Origin of the sequence: Plastoroseomonas hellenica (genome assembly GCF_018129085.1) — a bacterium.
Classification (GTDB): domain Bacteria; phylum Pseudomonadota; class Alphaproteobacteria; order Acetobacterales; family Acetobacteraceae; genus Plastoroseomonas; species Plastoroseomonas hellenica.
Map to the genome: position 1 here is coordinate 99,946 of NZ_JAAGBB010000020.1, position 21,271 is coordinate 121,216.

The 21,271-nt window shown below is 70.7% G+C and carries 20 protein-coding genes; 11 read left to right on the plus strand and 9 right to left on the minus strand.

All coding sequences use genetic code 11. The features are described 5' to 3' along the window. Positions 1–174: 174 nt before the first annotated feature. Both GXW71_RS17430 and GXW71_RS17435 read right to left on the minus strand, forming a co-directional pair. On the minus strand, positions 175–1,002 hold the full coding sequence (locus tag GXW71_RS17430; RefSeq protein WP_246526663.1) for a DUF2272 domain-containing protein: 828 nt from the start codon (positions 1,000–1,002) through the stop codon (positions 175–177). A gap of 63 nt (positions 1,003–1,065) precedes the next feature. Beyond that, positions 1,066–1,569 (minus strand): hypothetical protein, encoded by a 504-nt coding sequence (locus tag GXW71_RS17435; protein ID WP_211853820.1) that lies wholly within the window; start codon positions 1,567–1,569, stop codon positions 1,066–1,068. 169 nt (positions 1,570–1,738) lie between these two features. Here GXW71_RS17435 and tam point away from each other — a divergent pair, with 169 nt between their 5' ends. The 6 genes from tam (at position 1,739) to GXW71_RS17465 (ending at position 7,187) form a co-directional block, all read left to right on the plus strand. Beyond that, the gene (gene tam / locus GXW71_RS17440; protein WP_211853821.1) at positions 1,739–2,524 is read left to right on the plus strand and encodes a trans-aconitate 2-methyltransferase; all 786 of its coding nucleotides are present in this window, start codon (positions 1,739–1,741) and stop codon (positions 2,522–2,524) included. Positions 2,525–2,557: 33 nt separating this feature from the next. Beyond that, positions 2,558–3,565, plus strand: coding sequence for a LysR substrate-binding domain-containing protein (locus GXW71_RS17445; RefSeq protein WP_211853822.1), 1,008 nt, complete (start codon positions 2,558–2,560; stop codon positions 3,563–3,565). 118 nt (positions 3,566–3,683) lie between these two features. Then, positions 3,684–4,403 (plus strand): PIG-L deacetylase family protein, encoded by a 720-nt coding sequence (locus GXW71_RS17450; protein ID WP_246526664.1) that lies wholly within the window; start codon positions 3,684–3,686, stop codon positions 4,401–4,403. 45 nt (positions 4,404–4,448) lie between these two features. After that, positions 4,449–5,303 (plus strand): substrate-binding domain-containing protein, encoded by an 855-nt coding sequence (locus GXW71_RS17455; protein WP_211853823.1) that lies wholly within the window; start codon positions 4,449–4,451, stop codon positions 5,301–5,303. A gap of 37 nt (positions 5,304–5,340) precedes the next feature. Next, complete coding sequence (locus GXW71_RS17460) at positions 5,341–6,318, plus strand: Bug family tripartite tricarboxylate transporter substrate binding protein (RefSeq protein WP_246526665.1); 978 nt, start codon at positions 5,341–5,343, stop codon at positions 6,316–6,318. After that, on the plus strand, positions 6,315–7,187 hold the full coding sequence (locus GXW71_RS17465; RefSeq protein ID WP_211853824.1) for an amidohydrolase family protein: 873 nt from the start codon (positions 6,315–6,317) through the stop codon (positions 7,185–7,187). The genes GXW71_RS17460 and GXW71_RS17465 overlap by 4 nt, the downstream gene beginning before the upstream one ends. Positions 7,188–7,215: 28 nt before the next feature. Here GXW71_RS17465 and GXW71_RS17470 read toward each other — a convergent pair whose 3' ends face one another. The 5 genes from GXW71_RS17470 to GXW71_RS17490 all read right to left on the minus strand — a co-directional run bounded on the left by GXW71_RS17470 (position 7,216) and on the right by GXW71_RS17490 (position 12,203). After that, positions 7,216–8,514, minus strand: a complete 1,299-nt coding sequence (locus GXW71_RS17470; protein WP_211853825.1) for a M28 family peptidase — start codon at positions 8,512–8,514, stop codon at positions 7,216–7,218. Between the two features lie 2 nt (positions 8,515–8,516). Beyond that, positions 8,517–9,497, minus strand: a complete 981-nt coding sequence (locus GXW71_RS17475) for a Bug family tripartite tricarboxylate transporter substrate binding protein (protein ID WP_211853826.1) — start codon at positions 9,495–9,497, stop codon at positions 8,517–8,519. A gap of 75 nt (positions 9,498–9,572) precedes the next feature. After that, complete coding sequence (locus tag GXW71_RS17480) at positions 9,573–10,544, minus strand: Bug family tripartite tricarboxylate transporter substrate binding protein (protein ID WP_211853827.1); 972 nt, start codon at positions 10,542–10,544, stop codon at positions 9,573–9,575. A 35-nt stretch (positions 10,545–10,579) separates the two neighbouring features. Then, the gene (locus GXW71_RS17485) at positions 10,580–11,215 is read right to left on the minus strand and encodes a flavin reductase family protein (RefSeq protein WP_211853828.1); all 636 of its coding nucleotides are present in this window, start codon (positions 11,213–11,215) and stop codon (positions 10,580–10,582) included. Between the two features lie 16 nt (positions 11,216–11,231). After that, entirely contained in the window at positions 11,232–12,203 is a 972-nt protein-coding gene (locus GXW71_RS17490) for a 2-hydroxyacid dehydrogenase (RefSeq protein WP_211853829.1), read from the minus strand. Between the two features lie 173 nt (positions 12,204–12,376). Here GXW71_RS17490 and GXW71_RS17495 point away from each other — a divergent pair, with 173 nt between their 5' ends. The 4 genes from GXW71_RS17495 to GXW71_RS17510 all read left to right on the plus strand — a co-directional run bounded on the left by GXW71_RS17495 (position 12,377) and on the right by GXW71_RS17510 (position 18,281). After that, on the plus strand, positions 12,377–13,168 hold the full coding sequence (locus GXW71_RS17495; protein ID WP_211853830.1) for an SDR family oxidoreductase: 792 nt from the start codon (positions 12,377–12,379) through the stop codon (positions 13,166–13,168). 117 nt (positions 13,169–13,285) lie between these two features. Next, entirely contained in the window at positions 13,286–14,554 is a 1,269-nt protein-coding gene (locus tag GXW71_RS17500; protein ID WP_211853831.1) for a hydantoinase/carbamoylase family amidase, read from the plus strand. Further along, on the plus strand, positions 14,551–16,623 hold the full coding sequence (locus GXW71_RS17505; RefSeq protein ID WP_211853832.1) for a hydantoinase/oxoprolinase family protein: 2,073 nt from the start codon (positions 14,551–14,553) through the stop codon (positions 16,621–16,623). The genes GXW71_RS17500 and GXW71_RS17505 overlap by 4 nt, the downstream gene beginning before the upstream one ends. Continuing rightward, positions 16,623–18,281 (plus strand): hydantoinase B/oxoprolinase family protein, encoded by a 1,659-nt coding sequence (locus tag GXW71_RS17510; protein ID WP_211853833.1) that lies wholly within the window; start codon positions 16,623–16,625, stop codon positions 18,279–18,281. Before GXW71_RS17505 ends, GXW71_RS17510 begins: the two co-directional genes overlap by 1 nt. Positions 18,282–18,345: 64 nt before the next feature. Here the strand turns inward: GXW71_RS17510 and GXW71_RS17515 are convergent, their stop codons facing one another. Next, complete coding sequence (locus GXW71_RS17515; RefSeq protein WP_211853834.1) at positions 18,346–19,734, minus strand: hypothetical protein; 1,389 nt, start codon at positions 19,732–19,734, stop codon at positions 18,346–18,348. Positions 19,735–19,931: 197 nt separating this feature from the next. Beyond that, entirely contained in the window at positions 19,932–20,741 is an 810-nt protein-coding gene (locus tag GXW71_RS17520) for an alpha/beta hydrolase (RefSeq protein WP_211853835.1), read from the minus strand. Between the two features lie 187 nt (positions 20,742–20,928). Between GXW71_RS17520 and GXW71_RS17525 the strand changes: the two genes are divergently transcribed. Continuing rightward, positions 20,929–21,261: a hypothetical protein gene (locus GXW71_RS17525; protein ID WP_211853836.1), complete on the plus strand. Its 333-nt coding sequence runs from the start codon at positions 20,929–20,931 to the stop codon at positions 21,259–21,261. The last annotated feature ends 10 nt before the right edge of the window (positions 21,262–21,271 follow it).

The following is a 21,271-nucleotide window of genomic DNA, read 5'->3' on the forward strand; positions in this document are numbered from 1 at the left end:
AGCTACCCGGATCACCTCGCAGGGCGGGATGGCGACATGCTCGTCTGGACTGACGGCACGCGCATGCCGATCGGCGCCGGCGAGCCTGAACGCCGCATCGGCTGCGTCAGCCGACACACCAGGGGCGAGAAATCCTTCGCCAGCCCTCCGCCGCCGCCATTTTCAAACAGTCTCTCAGCGTTCCGCCGTGCGGGCGGCCAGGATCAACACAAAGCTCGCTTCCCCCGGGGGCGCGGGCAGCACCCGCCCTTCCCGATCGGCCGGCAGGCGCCGCAGCACCACCAGGTCCTCGACATTGCCGCCCACCGCCTCGACGACGCCCGGCCCGGCGCGCACCACCACGTCGCAATGCATGGCCCGCGGCCGCCCGATCTCGCCAAGCCGCATGGACCAATGCATCAGCGGCGTGGTGGAGCGGTCGGCGCAGAGCAGGTCGCCCGGCGCCGGCACCCGCTCCTCCGGCGCATGGGGACGGAAATAGGCGCGCTCCGGATCGGTGATCGCGCGCTCCAGCACCGCGTCGATATAGCTCGCATGCCGGGAGGAGGAGGGCAGGTCGCTCTCCGCGATGCCGGCCCAGCGCGCGACCGCCGAGATGAAGGCGGCCGACCAGGCAGGGCGGGCATAGACGCCGATATCCTCCGGCGTCGGCGGCAACTGCGCCGCCGCCGTGCCAGCGCCATCGCCGCCCGTCGCGTCGCCGCCGTTCGGCTCGGTCTGAAGGGCCAGGAGGGCGGCGCGCAGCCCGACCAGCCTTGGCACCACCGCGCCGCCATCGGGCACGGCGCTCCAGTACTCGATCAGGCGGGCAAAGCGCTCGGGCGTCGCGACGATATCGGACGGCCTCATCGCGGGCCAGCCATCGACGGCGACCCGGCCCCAGGCTTCCCATTCCGCGAGTGCTGCGCGCGCGAGGGGGGATGCGGGTGGAGCTGCGGGTGCCGGCGGCCCCGCACAGGCGGCGACGAAGAAGGGGATCAGGCCAAGAAGCTGCGGACGCATGGCCGGGCAGCATGGCCGACCCCGCGCATGCTTCCCTGATCACAATCCGGAGCAAACCGCCTCTCAGGCCTCGTCGGTCTCCTCCAGCACCGCGGCGTCCTTCCAGCGCACCGCCACGGTGCCGATGCGCCGCCGGATGGCCCCAATGGAGGAGGTGGGCGGGGTACCCGGAAGCGGGATGGCATGGTTCTCCACCGCGGCGCCTTGCTGCGCCTGGTGCGCCACCTCCATCTCCAGCCCGACCAGCTTGCCGTCCCGGTTGTCCCAGACCGCGAAGACGGGCACGCCAGGCTTGGCGCGGCCGCTCCCCATCTCGGGGTCCACGACAAGCTCGGTCAGCGCGCTGACGTCGAGCACGGTGTGCATCTGCCGCTCGCCCGGCCGGATCAGGGTGCCGGCGCTCTTGCCTTCCACGAGGATGACGCCGCTCATCGGCTGCGCGATGCGCATGCCGAGCTGCCGCGATCCATCGGCATGTTCGAAGACGACGATCGCCTGGTCCGGCACCATCGCGTAGTGCGGATAGCATTTCAGGTCCTGGACCCTGATCCCGATCCGCCATGCCATGCGGCCTTCTCCCCGTTCTTCGTCTTGGGCTTTCGCCGAAACCCCACGAAACCGGCGCAGCTCCGGGGGATGAGATGTCGGAAAAGTATAACAATTCGCCAAGCCGGGCCGTGGCGGGCATGGCGGAGGCGGACTAGCCTTCGCGCAACGCCGCATCACGGAGCGCCCGATGAGCTGGTCCGCCACCCAGTATTCGAAGTTCGAACGCGAACGGAACCGGCCGGTGCAGGACCTCCTGGCGCAGGTGGTGCACGGCGCCGTCACCAAGGCCGCCGATATCGGCTGCGGCCCCGGCAATTCCACCGAGCTGCTGCGCGCGCGCTTCCCGGGCGCCGTCATCACCGGCATGGACAGCTCGGAGGACATGATCGCGGCGGCGCGGAAGCGCCTGCCCGATATCCAGTTCGAGCTGGCCGACATCGGCACCTGGCAGGGCGCGAGCGGCCCCTTCGACGTGATCCTGGCCAATGCCGTGCTGCAATGGGTGCCCGATCACGCGGCCCTGCTGCCGGCCCTACTGGCGAAGCTGGCGCCGGGGGGCAGCCTGGCGGTGCAGCAGCCCGACAACCTGGACGAGCCTGCGCATCGCCTGATGCGCCAGGTGGCGGAAGCGGGCCCCTGGGCGGCCAAGCTCGCCGGCGCGTCGCGGGAGGCCCGGCACGGTCCCGACTGGTACTACCGGATCCTGACCGGCGTCGGCGCCACGGTGGATGTCTGGCGCACCATCTTCCATCACCCGCTGCCCGGCGGGCCCGGCGCGGTCGTCGAATGGTTCAAGGGCAGCGCGCTGCGCCCTTACCTGAACCGGCTGGACGAGAGCGAGCGCGGCGATTTCCTGGCCCGCTACGAAGCCCTGATCGCGGAGGCCTACCCGGCACTGCCCGACGGCACCGTGCTGCTGCCCTTCCCGCGGCTGTTCTTCGTCGCGACCCGCCCCGCCGACGGGCCGGGCTGACCGCGCTGTCCTGCGCCGGGCCAGGACGGGACCATGCCCCAACGCTTCCTTGACCAGCGTCTGAAGCTGTCCCTGCTGCGCGTCGCGGACGCGCTGGACACCCATGGCAGCCTCCTCAAGGCTTCGGCGGCATTGAGCCTCGGCCAGCCGGCGCTGACCCGTAGCCTGCGCGAGCTCGAGGACATCACGGGCGCCGTGCTGTTCGAGCGGCATCCGCGCGGCGTGCGCCCCACCGCAGCAGGGGTCGCGGTCATTCGCGTCGCCCGCCGCGTGCTCGGGGAATTGCGCCGCATGGAGCACGAGCTCGACGCGATCGGCGCCGTCGAGGGCGGCTCGATCGCCGTCGGCGTGCTGCCGGTCGCGGCGGTCGGTGTCCTTCCGGGTGCGTTGATCGCGCTGCGCGCCACGCATCCCGGGCTGCGCGTACGCCTGCAGCAGGGGCGCACGGAGGAATTGCTGCCGCTGCTCGCCGCGCGCGAGCTCGACCTGGTGGTCGGCCGCCTCTACGCCCCGGCGGTGCCCGACGGCCTGCAGCGCCTGCCGATGTGGGAGGAGCCGATCGCCGTACTCGCCCGCGCCGGTCATCCGCTGCTGCGCCGGCGCGGCGCGGTCACGGCCGCGGCGCTCGCCGAGCATGAGATGGTGCTGCCCACCATCAGCCAGCGCGTCGGGCAGGAGATCGAGCATCTGCTCGCCCTGCTCGGCCTGCCGCAGGACGTGCCGCTCCGCTCCTCCTCCTACGGCTTCATCCGGGAGATGCTGCTGGCGAGCGACGCGATCTCCATCATGCCCCGCTCGATGATGGTGGGCGACCTGCTGCGCGGTGCGCTGCAGGTCGTTCCCTTGCCGGTGCCCGCACCGCCGCGCCCGGCCGGCATCATCCTGGCCGCCGACCCGCCGCCCACCCCGGCGGTCTCCGCCTTCATCGAGGCGCTGCGCACCCACCTGGCGGCGATCGAGGCGCATGGGTTCGGTGGTATGCCGAATGCTGATACCGAGCACCGGCGAAGCGATAGGACAGGCCGCCACCGACGCTCCTAGAACCCCGATGACGTCCGGTGCGAGACCGGGCGGGGAGGAGCGCATGCGTGCCGGACTGGCCCGTCTGGGCATGTGGCGGCGCGCACGCGATGATCCGGGCCATCGAGAGGAGACACCCATGACCGAGAAGACCGCCCTCGTCGTCAGCGCCCATTCCGCCGACTTCGTCTGGCGCGCCGGTGGCGCCATCGCGCTGCATGCGGCGCGCGGATGGAAGATGACCGTCGTCTGCCTCTCCTACGGTGAGCGCGGGGAGAGTGCCAAGCTCTGGCGCCAGCCCGGCATGACGCTCGATCGCGTGAAGGTCGAGCGCGAGAAGGAGGCGCGCGCCGCCGCCGAGGCGTTGGGCGTCGCCGATATCCAGTTCTGGGACCTCGGCGATTACCCGATCGACCTGACGCAGGATGCCTTCTATCGCCTGGTCGACCTCTATCGCGCCATTCATCCGGCCTTCGTGCTGACGCACAGCAAGGAAGACATCTACAATCACGACCACCCGGCGGTGACCGATTTCGCGCAGCATGCGCGCATCACCGCCCAGGCGCATGGACACAATCCGCACCAGAAGGTGCTCGGCGCGCCGCCGGTCTTCCTGTTCGAGCCGCACCAGCCCGAGCAGTGCAACTGGAAGCCGGACGTGCTGCTGGACATCACCCCGGTCTGGGAAAAGAAGCGCGCCGCCATCGAGTGCATGGCCGGGCAGGAGCACCTTTGGGAATACTATACCCGTGTCGCCCTGCAGCGCGGCGCGCAGGCGGCCCGCAACTCCGACAAGAAGATCACCTATGGCGAGGGCTACCAGGCGGTCTTCCCGCATGTCGTGGAGAGCCTGGCGTGACCGTGGCTCAGGTCCGCCGCGACCTGCCGCGGATGGATGCCTGCGGTGGCTGAGGCAGCAATCCTCGCCGCCGCGATCGGCCGCACGCCGCGCACCGAGGCGCTGTTCACCGGCGCCGTCGCCTCGCCACTCCTGCGGCTCGACCTCGCACCGGTGCCGGTGATCAGCCGCGCCTTCGCACCGATGGTGCGGGAGGGGCGATACCAGGTGAGCGAGATGGCGATCGCCACCTTCCTGATGGCCAAGGCGGCCGGCAAGGACCTGGTGCTGCTGCCGGTGGTGCTCGCCGCACGCTTCCAGGAAGCCGCGCTGCTCTTCCGGGCCGGAGGCGCCATCCGCGGCCCGGGCGACCTCGCGGGCCAGCGCATCGGCGTGCGCGCCTATAGCCAGACCACGGGGATGTGGCTGCGCGGCATCCTGCAGGACGGCTTCGGGACGCGACCCGACACCATGCGCTGGGTGACCTTCGAGGACGCCCACCTCGCGGAATACCGCGATCCGCCCTGGGCAGAACGTGCCCCGGCCGGCGCCGACATGCTCGCCATGCTGATGGCAGGCGAGCTCGACGCGGCGATCTTCGGCAACGAGCTTCCGGCGGACCCGGCGCTGCGCCCGATCTTTCCGGATCCCGCGGCCGCCGGTGCCGCCTTCCAGGCGGCGCACGGCTTCGTGCCGGTGAACCATCTGCTGGTCGTGCGCGGCGACCTCGCGCGCGAGCGGCCCGAACTCATCGCGGAGCTGGTCCGGATGGCCCGGGCCTCCGGCGCCGAGGTGCCGGGGCGCGACGGGCTGCGTCCGGCCCTGTCGCTGGCCATTCTCTACGCCCACGAGCAGGGGCTGCTGCCGCGGCCGCTTGCGCTCGACGAGGTCTGGGAAGACTCGCCGTCCGACCCGGCTTGAGAACCAGCGTGATGCAATAACCGGGGAGGACGATCTCATGCTTGGCCGGCGGAATGTCACCATGGCCGCGCTCGGCGGCGTCGCCACCCTGTCGGCGTCGCGGCCGGCGCGTGCGCAGGCCTGGCCCGCCAAGCCCATCCGCGTGATCGTGCCGAACGCCGCCGGCGGCGTCGCCGACCTGACCGCGCGCGCCGTCGGCCAGGCGCTCGCCGAACGGCTCGGACAGCCGGTGGTGATCGACAACCGCCCCGGTGCCGGCGGCATCGTCGCGGCGCAGGCGCTCACGGCAGCAACCCCTGACGGGTACACGCTGATGGTGGCGACCAATGCGCACGCCATCGCGCCTTCCCTGTTCCGTTCGCTGCCCTATGACCCGCTGCGCGACCTGGCGCCGGTCGTCACGCTCGGCGCCTTCGCGGTCGCCCTCATCGTGCCGTCGGGCTCGCCACTGCGCACGCCTGCGGATCTGCTGGCGCGCATGCGCCGGGAGCCCGGCGCGGTGAATATCGGCACGATCAGCGTCGGCAGCACGCAGCACCTCGCGGCCGCGCTGTTCAAGGCTGAGGCCGGGGTGGAGGCGGAGACGGTCACCTTTCCCGCGACGCCGGCGCTGATCACCGCGCTGCTCCGGGGCGATGTGGATGTGGCCTTCGAGATCACCGGGCCGATCTGGGGCCAGATCGAGGCCGGCGAGCTGCGGCCGATCGCCGTCACTTCCGCCGCACGGGCGGCCAGGTTGCCCGAGGTGCCGACCCTGCAGGAGGGCGCGTTACCGGGCTACGACGTCTCCTCCTGGAACGCGCTGGTCGCACCCGGGCGTACGCCGGAGGCAGTGATCGAGCGGCTGAACCGGGAGGCGGATGCCGTGCTGGCGACGCCGGTGCTGCGCGAGAGGTTGCTCGCCGCCGGGGTCGAGGCGCGCGGCGGCACGCCGGGGGCGCTGCGCGCGCTGCTGGCCTCGGAGGTTGCGAAGTGGCGCACTGTGATCGAAAGGGCGAGGATCGAACGGCAATGAGCGACAGGACCTGCAAGGCGCCGGACCCGGACACGCGGACGCCCTCCCACCGGCTGCCCCCGGGCGCCTGCGACGCGCATTGTCACGTCTTCGGCCCCGCCAGCGTCTTTCCCTACGCGCCGGACCGCGCCTACACGCCGCCGGACGCCCCCTATGAGGCATTGGTGAAGCTGCACGGCATCCTCGGCGTCGAGCGCGCGGTGATCGTGCATGCCTCCTGCCATGGCAGCGACATGCGGGTGACGCTCGACGGTATCGCGCGGTCGGGCGGCCGCATGCGCGGGGTGGCGGTGGTCGATCCCGGCGTGACCGACACCGAGCTCGCGGCGCTCGACGCCGGCGGCATCCGGGGCGTCCGCTTCAACTTCGTGAAGCACCTCGGCGGCATGCCCGACATGATGTGCTTCGAACGGGTGCTGGCGCAGGTGGAGCCGCTCGGCTGGCACGTGGTGCTGCATCTGGACGCCGAGGACGTGGTCGAGCTGGCGCCCCGCATCGCCCGTATCCGAATCCCCTTCGTCATCGACCATATGGGCCGCGTGCAGGCGAAGAAGGGGTTGGAGCAGGCGCCGTTCCGGCAGCTCCTGGAGCTGATGCGCAACCCGCTCGCCTGGGTGAAGATCTGCGGCGCCGAGCGTGTTTCCTCCGAAGGGGCGCCGTTCCGCGACGCCGTGCCCTTCGCGCGCGCGCTGGTCGCGGCGGCGCCGGACCGCGTGCTCTGGGGCACCGATTGGCCGCACCCGAACATCGCCGGCGACATGCCGAATGACGGCGACCTCGTGGACCTGCTGGCGGAGGCGGTTCCGGAGGAGGCGCTGCGCCGGCAGGTGCTGGTGGACAACCCGACGCGCCTCTACTGGGCGCGCTGAGCGGGGGCCGGGGTGCGGCGCCCCTGGTTCAGCCGGGCAGCGGCGCCAGCACCGACATCGCCGCCGTCAGATCGGGTGCGTCCCGGCGCAGCGCCGCCATCTCGGCATCCGGTGCCGACAATGCCCGCCACAGGATGGCGCCCGCGGCCTCCGTCGCGCGGCCGAGCTCCTCGGGCGGCACGAGGTCGCGCGTGTCGGCTGCGGTCAGCAGCCGCGCCACCCGGCTGTCCGGCTCGTTGAAGCCGGCGAGCAGCCGCATCGAGGGCACGCCATGCGCCGCGAAATTGGCATGGTCGCTGCTCACCGAGATCGGCAGATGGATGGCGAGCTCGTGCCCGGCCTCCGCCGCCGCCTCCCGCGCGAAACCGCCAAGCGCCGGATAGCCGGAGGTCAGCGCGGTCAGCCTGGGCGAGCCCACGATGCTGTCGAGGTTGAGGTTCATCGCCATACGCGCGACCTCCGCGGCCGGCAGCGCCGCGAGCCAGGCGCGGGAGCCCGAAAGCGACCATTCCTCCGCGCTGAAGACAGAGACCGTCAGGCCGCGCGGCATGCTCGCCACGAAGCCCGCGGCTGCGCGCGCGAGGCTCAGCAGCGCCGCCACGCCGGATCCGTTGTCGATCGCGCTCTCGGCGAGGCGATGGCCGTCGAGATGCGCCGAGAGCACGACGCGCTCCGGTCCGCGGCCGGGGATGTCGAGCACGAGCTGCGTCGCCGTCGCGGGATGGTGGCGGGATTGCAGGTGGAAGCGCGCGCGCCCTGCGGCCAGCAGGCGCGCCGCACCTTCGACGCCCACGCCGAATCCCGGGATCGGGCAGGAATTGGCGCCGCCGGCGACCGGGCCGACGCCCGGGATCGGCTGCACCATAACGACGGCGGCCGCACCTGCTTCCGCCGCAGCGCGCAGCTTGACGCGGCGATGGATGGTGTCCGGCGAGAAGGCGTATTCGTGGCGGAGCAGCACCGCCCGCCCGCGCACCCGCTCGCCGGCCGCGGCGATATCGGCCGGGCTGCCGCGGCCGAGGTCGATGACCTCCAGCTCCACGCCGGCCGCCGGCGTTGCGACCGAGCCGACCAGGGACGCGCAGGGAACCGGCTCCGCCTCGCCGCGGATCGCGATCGCGACCGCGCCGCCGGTCCAGCCGTGATAGGCGGTCTCCGGCGTCGCGAGGGTGCCGGCGCCGATGCCGAGCAGCGCATTGCGCACCAGTGCGGTGGCCCGGTCCATGCTGGGCGTGCCCTGCAGGCGGCCGCCGGTCGCGCAGATCGCCGCGAAATCGGCCTGGAGGTGCTGCGCATCGGCCCGCAGCGCGTCGAGAAAACCCGTCATGCTCACTGGACGCTGACCCCGGCATCGCGGGCGACGCGCGCCCAGGTGGCGAATTCCGCGCTGAGCAACTCGGCGAAGGGGGCGGCGCCGCGCGGCCGCGCCTCGATGCCCAGCGCCACGAAGCGGTCCCGGACCGCAGGGTGATCGATCGCCTCGCCGAGTGCTGACTCGAGCCGCGCCGCGACCTGCGGCGGCGTCGACCGCGGCGCCAGCACGCCCCACCAATTGCCGCAGACCAGGTCGACGCCGCCTTCGCGCATCGTCGGCACCTCGGGCAGCGTCGGGATCCGCGATGGTGCGGCGACCGCGAGCGGCCGGACCTGATTGTCCCGGAGTGGGCCGGCGGCGGACAGCGTGCTCGAGAAGATCGCGTTGATCTGCCCGGCGACGACATCGAGCAAGGCCGGGCCGGAGCCGCGATAGGGCACCGTCGTGAACTTCGCGCCGGTGATGAGCCCGAGCCATTCCGGCAGCAGATGCGTCAGGCTGCCGACGCCGGAGCTGCCGAAGGTCACGGCGTCCGGCCGCGCCTTGGCGCTCGCGATGAACTCGGCGAGCGAGCGCGCCGGCAGCGCCGGGTTCACCATCAGCACCATGGAGACGGCGCCGAACAGCGTGATGGGCCGGAAGTCGTTCGCGGGATCATAGGGCACGCGCGCTTGCACCGCCGGGATGATGGTGTGCGGGCTGTCGGCGACGAGGAAGGTGTGGCCGTCCTCGGCGCGGGCCGCCGTCTCGGTGCCGATGATGGCGCCGCCGCCCGGCCGGTTCTCGACTACGATCGGCTGCCCGAGTGCCGCCTGCAGCGGCGCCTGCACCGCGCGCGCCAGGATGTCCGATGGTCCACCCGCGGCATAGGGCACGATGAGGCGGACGGGCCGGCTCGGCCAATTGGCTGCCGGCTGCGCCAGGGCGGGTGCGAAAGGCGCGGCCGCCAGGCCGGCGCCGGCGCCGACGATCTTGCGGCGCGAGATGCTGTGCATGCGAATCCAGTCTCCTGTCGCGGCGCAGGAAAGCAGAAGGGGCGCCACGCCGCGAGGGGGCGCGGCGCCCGCCGCTCAATCCGTCGTCACGCCGACCGCGCGGATCACCGGTTCCCAGCGGCGGGTATCCTCCTCGCAATAGCGCGCGAAGGCGGCCGGGCTTTCGGAGGGTTCGACATTGAGGCCCACATCCGCCAGCACGCGCTTCACATCGGGCTCCGCCAGGGTCTGGTTGAGGGCGGCGTGCAGCCGTGCGACGCGGTCTGGCGGCGTGCCGCCGGTGGTGTGCATGGCGTACCAGGTCGCGGCCTCGATCTGGGGGAAGCCCTGCTCGGCCATGGTCGGCACCTCCGGCGTCGTCGGCGCGCGGGCGTGGCCGGCGATCGCGATGGCGCGCACCGTGCCGGCGCGGATATGCGGCAGCATCGGCGCCGCTGCGTTCGACATCATGTCGAGCCGCCCAGCGATCACGTCGTTCACCGCCGGCGCGCTGCCACGATAGGGGACGTGCTGCATCTCGACACCGAGCGCCTGGGCGATCATCGCGCCCGTCGCGTGGCTGGTGCTGCCGACACCGGAGGAGCCATAGGTCAGCGGCGTGCGCGATGCGCGGGCCAGGGCCTGCAGCTCCTGCATGGTGGTGGCCCGCACGCTCGGGTGCACCACCAGCACATTGGGGGCGAGGCCCATCATGCCGATGGCGGTGAGCGCGGTCGCGGGGTCGTAGGGGAGCTGGCCGCGGCGGACGAGCTGGTTGATGGTCAGGCTGCCGCTGCCGCTCAGCAGCACCGTGTAGCCGTCGGGTGCCGCCTTCGCGACGGCTTCCGCGCCCAGCGCGCCGCCGGCGCCGCCGCGATTCTCGATCACCATGGTCTGGCCGAGCCGGCGCGACATGCTGTCGGAGACCACGCGGCCGACGATGTCGTTGGTGCCGCCCGGCGTCCAGGGGATGACGAAGCGGATCGGACGGTCGGGATAAGTGCCCTGGGCGCGCGCCGCCAGCGGCAGCAGCAGCGCGGGTGCGGCGAGCAGTGTGCGACGTTGCATTGTTCGTTTCCTCCCTGCGCCCTCCTAGGGGCGCGCTATTTGTCCTTCTTGGCGGCCCATTCCTCCGGCGTCAGGCGCGGGATCTCGATGCGGTCAGTAGTCTTCGTGTACCAGCCGCGGCCGTGCATGCGGCCGACCAGGCCGAGCTTCGGCGTGTCGATGTAGTTCTTGGCCGGATCGAGCACCGCCTCGTCACGCACATGCATGGCGATGACGCGGCCGAGCACGATGGTGTGGTGGCCGACGGGGATGAGCTGGAAGGTGACGCATTCCATTGCCACCGGGCTTTCCGCGATGCGCGGTGGTTTCACCTTGGTGGAGGCAAGCGGCGTCAGCCCGGCCTCGGCGATCTCATCCACCTCGGGCGGGAATTCGATGGCGGTGACGTTCATCTGCTCCGCCGCATCGAAGGAGACGAGGTTCACCACGAACTCGCCGGTCGCCTTGATGTTGGAGAGTGTGTCCTTGGTGCTGCCCTTGGGCGTCGGGCCGCAGCCGATCGCGATCACCACGGGATCCTCGGTGAAGGCGTTGAAGAAGGAGAAGGGGGCGGCGTTCAGCACCCCGGCCGCGTCCTGGGAGACGACCCAAGCGACCGGGCGCGGCACCACCGTGGAGACGATCAGCTTGTAGCATTCGCGGGCCGGCAGGGTCTCGAAGTCGAAGAGCATGGGATCTCTCTACGGTTCAGGAAACGCGATGCGGCGGGGCTTCGCCCCGCCGCAAAACGGCATCCAGGTTGTCGAGGGCGCGGAAGCCCATGGCATCGCGGGTCTCGACCGTGGCGCTGCCGAGATGGGGGAGCAGGGCGACATTCTCCAGACCGAAATAGCCCTCGTGCACGCGCGGCTCGCCGTCATAGACATCGAGGCCGGCGGCGCGGAGATGGCCGGATTTGAGTGCTGCGATCAGCGCGTCATCGTCGACCGTGGTGCCGCGCCCGGTGTTCACGACGATCGCGCCCTTCGGCAGCAGCGCGATACGCGCCGCGTTCAGCCAGCGCCGCGTCGCCTCGCCGCCCGGGATGTGCATGGAGAGGAAGTCGGACGCGGCGAGGAAGCTGTCGTCGTCTTCGTGGAACGCCGCGCCCTGCTCCAGCGCCGGCTCCAGCCGGCTGCGGTTGCGGTAATGGATCTCCATGCCGAAGCCGCGCGCCATCTCCGCCAGCGCCCGGCCGATGCGGCCCATGCCGAGGATGCCGAGGCGCTTCTTCTCGAGCGTCACGCCGATGAGCTGGGTCGGCGCCCAGCCTTCCCAGGCCTTCGCGCGCACCATCCGCTCCGCCTCGCCGGCGCGGCGGGCGGCCATGAGGATCAGCAGCATGGCGATCTCGGCGGTCGCGACCGACAGCACGTCGGGCGTGTTCGCGACCAGGATGCCGCGCGCTGCCGCGGCCTTGAGGTCGATATGGTCGGTGCCGACCGAGAAGGTCGCGATGATCTTCACGCTGTCGGGCAGTGCCGCGATGGTTGCCGCGTCCAGCCGGTCGCCGGCGGCGCAGAGGATGCCGGCCGCCCCATCCGCGCGCCGCACGAGCTCGGCGCCGTCACCTGCCCAGAGCGCGTCATCCGCATTGAGCCGCGCCGCGTAGTCGCGGGTGGCTCGCGCCTCCACGGCCTCCGGGAACTTGCGGGTCAGCAGCAGGGCAGGCTTGGCCATACGCGGGATTCTCCAGCAGGCGGTCGGGGGCCGGGCGCGGTCGTTTCGACATCTGTCCGCCCAGGGTCACGCCACCATAGCCGGGCTGCCAGACCTGACCAGGGGGCGCTTGTCACTGGCGCGGGGAGGGGGCAGGGTCCGGGCATCACAGAAACCTTGCTTGGGGGGTATCGATGGACCTCGGTCTGAAGGGGCGCCGCGCGCTGGTCATGGGGGGCACGAAGGGCCTCGGGCGTTCGATCGCCGATGCGCTGGCCGCCGAGGGCGCCGCGCTGGTGATCAGCGGCCGCAGCCAGGAAAGCCTCGACAAGGCGGCGGCCGAGCTCAAGGCGGCCGGTGCGGCGTCCTGCATCGGCATCCCCGCGGACGTCGCCAACAGCGCCGACATGGACCGGCTGGCGGACGCCGCGGTCGCGGCCCTGGGCGGCGTCGACATCCTGGTGCTGAACCATGGCGGCCCGCCGCCGGGCACGGCGCTGGAGATGAAGGAAGAGGACCTGATCGCCTGGTTCCAGCGCATCACCGTCTCCCCGATCCGCATCACCATGAAGCTGCTGCCGGCGATGCGGGCGCAGAAATGGGGGCGCATCCTGGCGGTCGGCAGCAGCGGCATGCAGCACCCGATCCCGAACATCGCGCTGTCCAACACGCTGCGCGCGACGATCTGGGCCTGGCTGAAGACGCTGTCGGGCGAAGTCGCCGCCGACAACGTCACCATGAACATCATCGCGCCTGGCACCATCCAGACCGGCCGCATCATCGAGACCGCGGCCAAGGCCGCCGCCGCCAAGGGCATCACGGTCGAGGAGCAGATCGTGCAATCGGCGAAGGAGATCCCGGCCAAGCGCGTCGGCCAGCCTGATGAGTTCGGCCCCCTCGGCGCTTTCCTCTGCAGCGACCGCGCGTCCTACATCACCGGCACAATGGTCCGCGTCGATGGCGGCCGCGTGCGCTCGCTGCTCTGACGGGGCTTTTCCGCCCCTGGCACGCCGGCTTCCTCGCCGATGCAACCAGCATCGGCTGCGTCTGCCGACGCACCAGGGACGAAAAATCCCTCGTCAGCCTGAACGGAGGTTGATCCCATGACGCTGCCGAACCTCGCCCCGGATGTGGAGCTCGCCGCCCGCCTCTTCGACACGCTGCGGGAGCGCAGCTTCGACGGGGTCGGCATCACCCGGGAAGCCTACGGCCCGGGTGAGCGGATGGCGCATGCGCTGGTTCGCGCGGAGGCCGAGGCGCTCGGCCTCGAGGCGCGCAGCGATCCGGTGGGGAACCTCTATCTGACACTGCCCGGCACCGACCGGGCGGCGAAGCGGGTGGTGCTTGGCAGCCATCTCGACAGCGTGCAGCAGGGCGGCAATTTCGACGGCGCCGCCGGCGTGCTGGCCGGGCTCGCGACGGTCGCGGGCATGAAGCGCGCGGGCTTCGTGCCCGGGCGCGACGTCACGGTGATGGCGATCCGCGCGGAGGAGGCCGGGGCCTGGTTCCCGACCTCCTACCCCGGCAGCCGCGGCGCGCTCGGCCTGCTGAAGCCCGAGGAACTGCAGGTCAAGCGCATGGACAGCGGCCGCACGCTCGCCGAGCACATGCGCGAGGAAGGCTTCGATCCCGGCTTCGTCGAGGCCGGCAAGCGGGAGCTGACGCCGGACAATACCGCCGCCTTCGTCGAGCTGCATATCGAGCAGGGGCCGGTGCTGGAGGCGGAGGGGCTTCCGGTCGGTATCGTGACCGGCATCCCCGGCAGCCGGCGGCTGCGCGCGGCGCGGGTCTTGGGCGAATACAACCATTCCGGCGGCACGCCACGGAAATACCGGCGCGATGCCGCGATCGCGCTGGCCGAACTCGCGGCCAAGCTCGACGAATACTGGTGCGAGCTGGACGCGCAAGGCCGCGTGCTGGTCTGCACCTTCTGCACCATGGCGACGACGGCCGAGGCCGGCTTCACCAAGATCGCCGGCGAGGCGGAATTCATGCTCGATGTCCGCAGCGTCGATGTGAGCAATTGCGACCTGATGTTCGACCGCCTGCATGCCCTGGTCGCGGCGATCGAAGCGCGGCGCGGCGTGCGGTTCGAGCTCGGCGCCGAAGGCGGCAGCAAGGCGAGCCCGATGGATGCCGGCGTGCAGGCGGGCCTTCTCAAGGCTGCCGCATCTCTCGGCATATCGCACAAGGCGATGGCATCCGGCGGCGGGCATGATGCCGCGGCCTTCGCCCAGGCGGGGATTCCCGCCGGCATGGTTTTTGTCAGGAACCAGAACGGCAGCCACAACCCCCGGGAAGCCATGCGCATCGAGGATTTCGCCGCGGCCACTGCGGTCGTTTCGCGTTTCGTTCAGGATATCAGCCAGTGACAGCACGCCTGGCCGTCGACATCGGCGGCACCTTCACCGACCTCGCGCTGGAGCGCGACGGACAACGCTGGACCACCAAGGTCCTCACGACGCCGAAGGCCCCGGAGGAGGGTGTGCTGGACGGCGTCCGCCAGGTGCTGGCGACCGCCGGCATCGCGGCCTCCGAGGTGTCGCTGCTCATCCATGGCACGACGCTCGCGACCAATGCGCTGATCGAGCGCAAGGGGGCGAAAACCGCGCTGCTGACCACCGAGGGCTTCCGCGACGTGCTCGCGCTCGCCAATGAGGCCCGCTACGACCAGTACGACCTGAACATCGAGCTGCCGCAGCCGCTGGTGCCGCGCCGCTGGCGCCTCACGGTGCCGGAGCGGCTCGACAATGAAGGCCGCGTGCTGCTGCCGCTCGATGAGGCGGCGGTGCGCGCGCAGGTCGGTTTCATGCGCGAGGAAGGCATCCAGGCTCTGGCGATCGGCTTCCTGCATGCCTTCGTGAACCCGGTGCATGAGCGCCGCGCCGCCGAGATCCTGCGCGAGGCATGGCCGGAACTGCCGATCTCGCTGAGCTCCGAGGTCTCGCCGGAGATGCGGGAATGGGAGCGCTTCAGCACCACCGCCGCCAATGCCTATGTGCAGCCGCTGATGGCTTCCTATCTCGGCCGTCTCAAGATCGGGCTGCGGGAGGCGGGGCTCGGCTGCCCGCTGTTCCTGATGCTCTCGGGCGGCGGGCTCACCACCATCGAGACCGCGGCGCGCTTCCCGATCCGGCTGGTGGAGAGCGGCCCGGCGGGCGGCGCCATCTTCTCGGCCTTCGTCGCCAAGCAGCGCGGCCTCGACAAGGTGCTCTCCTTCGACATGGGCGGCACCACGGCCAAGGTCTGCCTGATCGACGATTACGCCCCGCAGGCGTCGCGCACCTTCGAGGTGGCGCGTGTCGGGCGCTTCAAGAAGGGCTCCGGCCTGCCGCTTCGCATCCCCGTGATCGAGATGGTGGAGATCGGCGCCGGCGGCGGCTCGATCGCGCAGGTCGACAGCCTCGGCCGCATCCAGGTGGGGCCGGAGAGCGCGGGCGCCGATCCGGGCCCGGCCTGCTACGGCCGTGGCGGCACCAAGCCGGCGGTGACCGACGCCAACCTCGCCCTCGGCCGCTATGAGCCGACGCTCTTCGCCGGCGGGTCACTGACCCTGCACCCGGCGCCGGCGCTCGCCGCGCTCGACGCGCATGTCGGCGAGGCGCTTGGCCTGGCGCCGGAGATGGCGGCGCTCGGCGTGATCGAGATGGTGGACGAGAACATGGCGAATGCCGCCCGCGTCCATGCGATCGAAAGCGGCAAGGGCTATGGCGGGCGCACCGTCATCGCCTTCGGCGGCGGCGGCCCGGTGCATGGCTACCGCGTGGCCGAGAAGATCGGCGTGACCCGCGTGCTGGTGCCGAGCGGCGCCGGCGTCGGCTCTGCCATCGGCTTTCTGCGCGCACCCGTCGCCTATGAGGTGGTGAAGTCGCTCTACCAGCGCTTCGCGACTTTCGACGTGAAGGCGGTGAACGCGCTGCTGGCCGCGATGTCGGCGGAGGCCTCCGCCGTGGTCGCGGAAGGCGCCTTCGACGCGCCGACCGGCGAGACCCGCATCGCTTATATGCGCTATGTCGGCCAGGGGCATGAGATCGCGGTGGCGCTGCCGGCGCGGGCGTTGACCGAGGCCGATGTGAAGGCGATCCGCGCCGCCTATGACGCGGAATATACGCGCTTCTACGACCGCCCGGTGCCGGGCAGCGATGTGGAGGTGCTGTCCTTCGCCGTCACCGTCGCGACCCGCGTCGCGGATGTGTCGCCGGCCGAGGATGTCCTGGCGCAGCCCAGCCCGGCGCCGATCCGCACCCAGCAGGTGCGCGACACCCGCACCGGAGAGGTCGCGCCCTGGTCGGTCTATGATCGCGCGCAGATGGCGCCGGGTGCCAGCGTCGCCGGCCCTTGCATCGTGGCGGAGGCGGAGACCAGCACCCTGGTCGGCCCCGGCTGGACCTGCCGCGTCGATGGCCTCGGTTATCTCGAACTCACGCAGGAGTCCCGCTGATGGACGCCCTCGCCAAGATTCAGCGCCAGATCCAGTGGAACCGCCTGATCGCGGTGGTCGAGGAACAGGCGCAGACCATGATCCGCACCGCCTTCAGCACCACGGTGCGCGAAGCGGGCGATCTTTCCGCCGGCATCTTCGACCTCGAGGGCCGCATGCTGGCCCAGGCGGTCACCGGCACGCCCGGCCACGTCAATTCCATGATGGAGAGCGTCGGGCACTTCCTGCAGAAATTCCCGGCCGCGACCATGAAGCCGGGCGATCACTACATCACCAACGATCCCTGGCTCGGCACCGGCCACCTGCACGACCTGACCGTGGTGACGCCGGCCTTTCGCAACGGGAAGATCGTCGGCCTCTTCGCCAATACCGCTCATATCATCGATATCGGCGGCCTCGGCATGGGGCCGGAAGGGCGGAGCGTCTTCGAGGAAGGGCTCTACATCCCGATCGTGAAGTGCTTCGAGGAAGGTCGCGCGAACGAGACCTTCTTCGACTTCCTGCGCGTCGGCAGCCGCACGCCGGTGGAGCTGGAGGGCGATGTCTACTCCCTCTGCGCCTGCAACGACGCCGGCGCGAAGCGGCTCGTGGAGATGATGGACGAGTTCGCGATGGACAGCATCGACGACCTCGCGGCCTACATCTTCGACAGCTCGCTGACCGCGACCATCGCCGAGATCGCGAAGCTGCCGCGCGGCACCCATGCCGCGGAGATCCGCTCCGATGGCTATGAGGCGCCGGTGACGCTGAAAGCCTCGATGCGCATTCTGGACGATGCGATCGAGGTGGATTTCGCCGGCACCTCCGGCCTGTCCGGTCGCGGCATCAACGTGCCGCCGGCCTATTGCCGCGCTTACGCCTGCTTCGGGATCAAATGCGTGGTGGCGCCGGAGATCCCCAACAACTGGGCCTCGCTCGCGCCCTTCCGCATGGTGATCCCGGCTGGCTGCATCCTGAACGCGCCGCGGCCCTATCCGGTCAGCGTGCGGCATGTGGTGGGGCAGTTGCTGCCCGACCTGATGATGGGCTGCCTGCACCAGGCGGTGCCGGAGCGGGTGAATGCGGAGGGATCCTCCTGCCTCTGGAACCCGCCGCTCCGCGGTGGCGCGCAGGTGTCGGGCCAGGAATCGGAGGTCGAGGATTTCGAGATCATCACCTTCAACTCCGGCGGCACCGGCGCGCGCCCGGGCAAGGACGGGCTCGACGGCACCGCCTTTCCCTCGGGCGTGCGCACCATGCCGGTGGAGGCGACGGAGAATGTCGCGCCGGTGATCTTCTGGCAGAAGCAGCTCCGCCCGGATTCCGCCGGCCCCGGCCGCACCCGCGGCGGCTTCGGCCAGGTGATGGAGATCGGCGCCAAGAACGACGCCGAATTCGCCGTCAATGCGATCTTCGACCGCGTCGCCAATCCGCCGAAGGGGCGCGATGGCGGCGGCGAAGGTGCGCCGGGCTGGGTCGGGCTGAACGATGCGAACGGCACCGTGCTGCGCACCAAGGGCTTCCAGGTGATCCCGAAGGGCAAGCGGCTGCTGCTGAAGCTGCCGGGCGGCGGCGGCCTCGGCGACCCGAAGGCGCGCGATCCCGCGCTGGTGGCGCGCGACGTCGCGGATGGGCTGGTGAGCCCGGAAGCGGCGAAGCGCATCTACGGCGCCGGCTGACATGGTGCTGGTGCGCCCGGCGGCCGGCGTGGATGCGCCGGTTATCGCCGGGCTGCCGGCTTCCTCACGCGAAGGCCGGCAGCCTCTTCGGGTCAAGCGTGACCTTGCCGGTCTTCAGCTTCGTCAATGCCTGCGCCAAATCCCGGTACAGGGATGAATTCTGCTTCAGCGGCGAGGCGCCGAAATCCAGGCTCCCGGGCGACTCCGCCTTCCCGAGCAGATAGGCGATCGCATCCGCGAGCTTGCGGCTGCCGCCGCTGCCGCGCGCCTGAAGCGCCTCCTCCTCCTGGACCAGCTTGTTGAGCAGCGACACGGCCGCCTTGCTTTCCCGGCTTGGGTTGAAGCGAAAGCGGGCGCGGTAGGCTGCCAGGCCCGATTTGACCACCTCCAGCACCTGCCGTGGCGGCACCGCGTCCAAGGCAAAGCCGCTGGCGACGCCGCCCCGTCGGAACTGGATGAACTCGTAGGCGGGAACGCTGCAGTCAGCGAACTGCTCCGGATCCGAGAGATCCTCGAAGTCATTGTCCTCCATCGTGCCGACGCGCAGATCGGACACGTCCACGCCATTCTGCCGCAGCGTCTCGACCACATAGGCCAAGGTTTCGGCCGGGGGCTTGTAGTGGCCGCTGGCGTTCGTGATGGATTCGAACTGCCCATTCCGGACGATGCAGTCGCCCGCGCAGAACACGCGTGCCCCGCTCAGATAGGAGCTATGGAAGAACATGGCGTCCTTGTTTCCGCCGGTCTGGTGCACGAAGCCGTGCTGGGCGACATAGAACTGCCGGTCCATGCTGAGGACGAAGCCCCAGGCTCCCATGCGATGCACGCGGCGGCGATACTGGTCCTTGCCAAAGTTCTGACGGTCTTCGAAGTGGAGCGTGTCGAGCACCGCCTCATGCGCCGGCAGGCCAAGCCGCTCCCGCAGGTAGTAGGCACGGCCGCCGCGGAACTGGACGCGATGGCGGGCGCGTTCGACGGCGGAGAGCTGGACGGGATTCATTGTCGCGTCGGTCTTCCGCCCATGCTCCGACATCTCCGTCCCGAACAGCGCTACCAGGCGTTCGGCGAGTTGCGGTTCCGGCACGCCGAGGAGCTGCCCGAGCGTCCTTTCGATCTCACCGCAGTAGCGTTTGATCTGGACCACGAGTTCATCGAAGGCCGCGTCGGGCTTGCTCCCCATGGGCACGGAGACGATCTTCAGATTGGGCTTCTGGTCCCTGGAGAACACGTTGCCGCGCCGTGCAACGGAGCGGGGCCCCTCCGGTTCCGCCGCCGCGAGGAATGCCTGCAAGGCGAAGTAGATCGACCCGAGGCCGTGGACAGCTTCGACGCCCTGGGTCAGGCGCCGCTGGGCCTCCACGAGCTCGGCGAGCGAGATGAGGATGTCCTTTGCGAGCAGGCGCTTGCTGAAATCGATGCGCTGCAGTGCCGCGCGGATGAGGGCTGGGTTCATCTCGGATCCTTCGCTGCCCGACGGGGCCGCCGCACTCGGCGAGAGTCCCCGAGGCGCAGCGTGGCTATCCATTCTGGAGCAAAGATGATGCTAAAGAGTGAATGCCATGAACGCTGGCCCCGGGATAAAGCTTGGTCGCACTGCCTCGCGAATATCCGGGGCCAGGGCGCGGCGCGCGTTTCGATCCGGAGCTTGCTTCAGCGATGCCGCAAGTGGCGCCCGAGGAACTCCGCCGCAGCTTCGACAGCGCCGGCGGCGCCGAGGTCGTTGTGGCCGGCTTCCGGCGCGTTCCATCGCTCGACCGGCGCGCGGGCGGCGGCGGCCAGCGCATCGCCCATCGCCGGCGGCACCAGCCAATCGCGGCCGCCGGTCATGATCAGGATCGGTGCCGTGATGCCGCCAATCCGCGCCAGGCTGTCGTAGCGGTCGCGCAGCAGCCAGCGCGCCGGCAGCCAGCGGTAATGCCGCGCCGCCAGCGCCAGCATGCTGGTGTACGGCGATTCCAGCAGCACGGCGGCGACCGCATCCGGCCGCTCGGCCGCGAGCGCCACCGCGATGCCGGTGCCGAGCGATTCGCCCCAGAGCACGATGCGGCTGGCCGGGATCCCCGCTTCCGCGATCGCGGCCAGCGCCGCGCGGGCATCGCGCAGCAAGCCTGGCTCGCTCGGGCTGCCGGGATTGCCGCCATAGCCGCGCCATTCCAGCATCACCACGCCCCAGCCGAGCGCCGCGAAGCGCTGGATCCTCGGCGCGCGGTGCAGCAGATTGCCGCCATTGCCGTGCAGATAGAGCAGGACCGGCTTGTCGTCCCCGGCCGGCGGCACTGTCCAGGTCAGCAGGCGCAGGCCGTCCTCGGCCGTGACATGCCCTTCGATCACGCCATGCAGCCCCGCCAGCACTGGGTCGGGCCGGGTACGGTCGGGGAAGTACATCAGCCGGTGCTGGAACAGGAACACCACCAGCAGGAGCAGTGCCGCGGCCGCGACGGCGGCGAGGAGCAGGCCCATCACCACCCGCAGGCCGGATCGCTTCCGGTCACCTTTTGGTTCCTTGACGGGAATGACATCCTCCGAAGGATGGCGCCCCTCACGCGCCGCGGCAACGGCGCGGGACCGCCGCCGGACGCCACGGCGGTATGCGGCGGAATTCGACTGGTATCAATGCGGCGCGGCGCGCCGATGGTGGAAGGGTTCCATGAAGTATCTTCTCGTCCTCCTGATCGGCGTGGCGGCCATGACCGGATCGCGGCCCGCGCAGGCGCAGAATGCGCATCCCTGCGCGGCCGAGGCCATCGCCCAGGCCGGCAAGCTGCTGCGCTTCCATAGCGACAATGACGACCGGATCAGGATCGAGGACCGGGCCAGGACCATCGGTACCATCCGGGCCATTCGCGGCAACGCGCGCTACGACGTGCTGGAGGTCCTCGGCACCATCTATCGCGGCAGCTACCGGATGCGCCTGATCTACGCGCAGCTTCCGGGCTGCGTCCTGATGGGACAGGAAGTGCTGGAGGATGCGATCCTCTAACCGCTCAGGC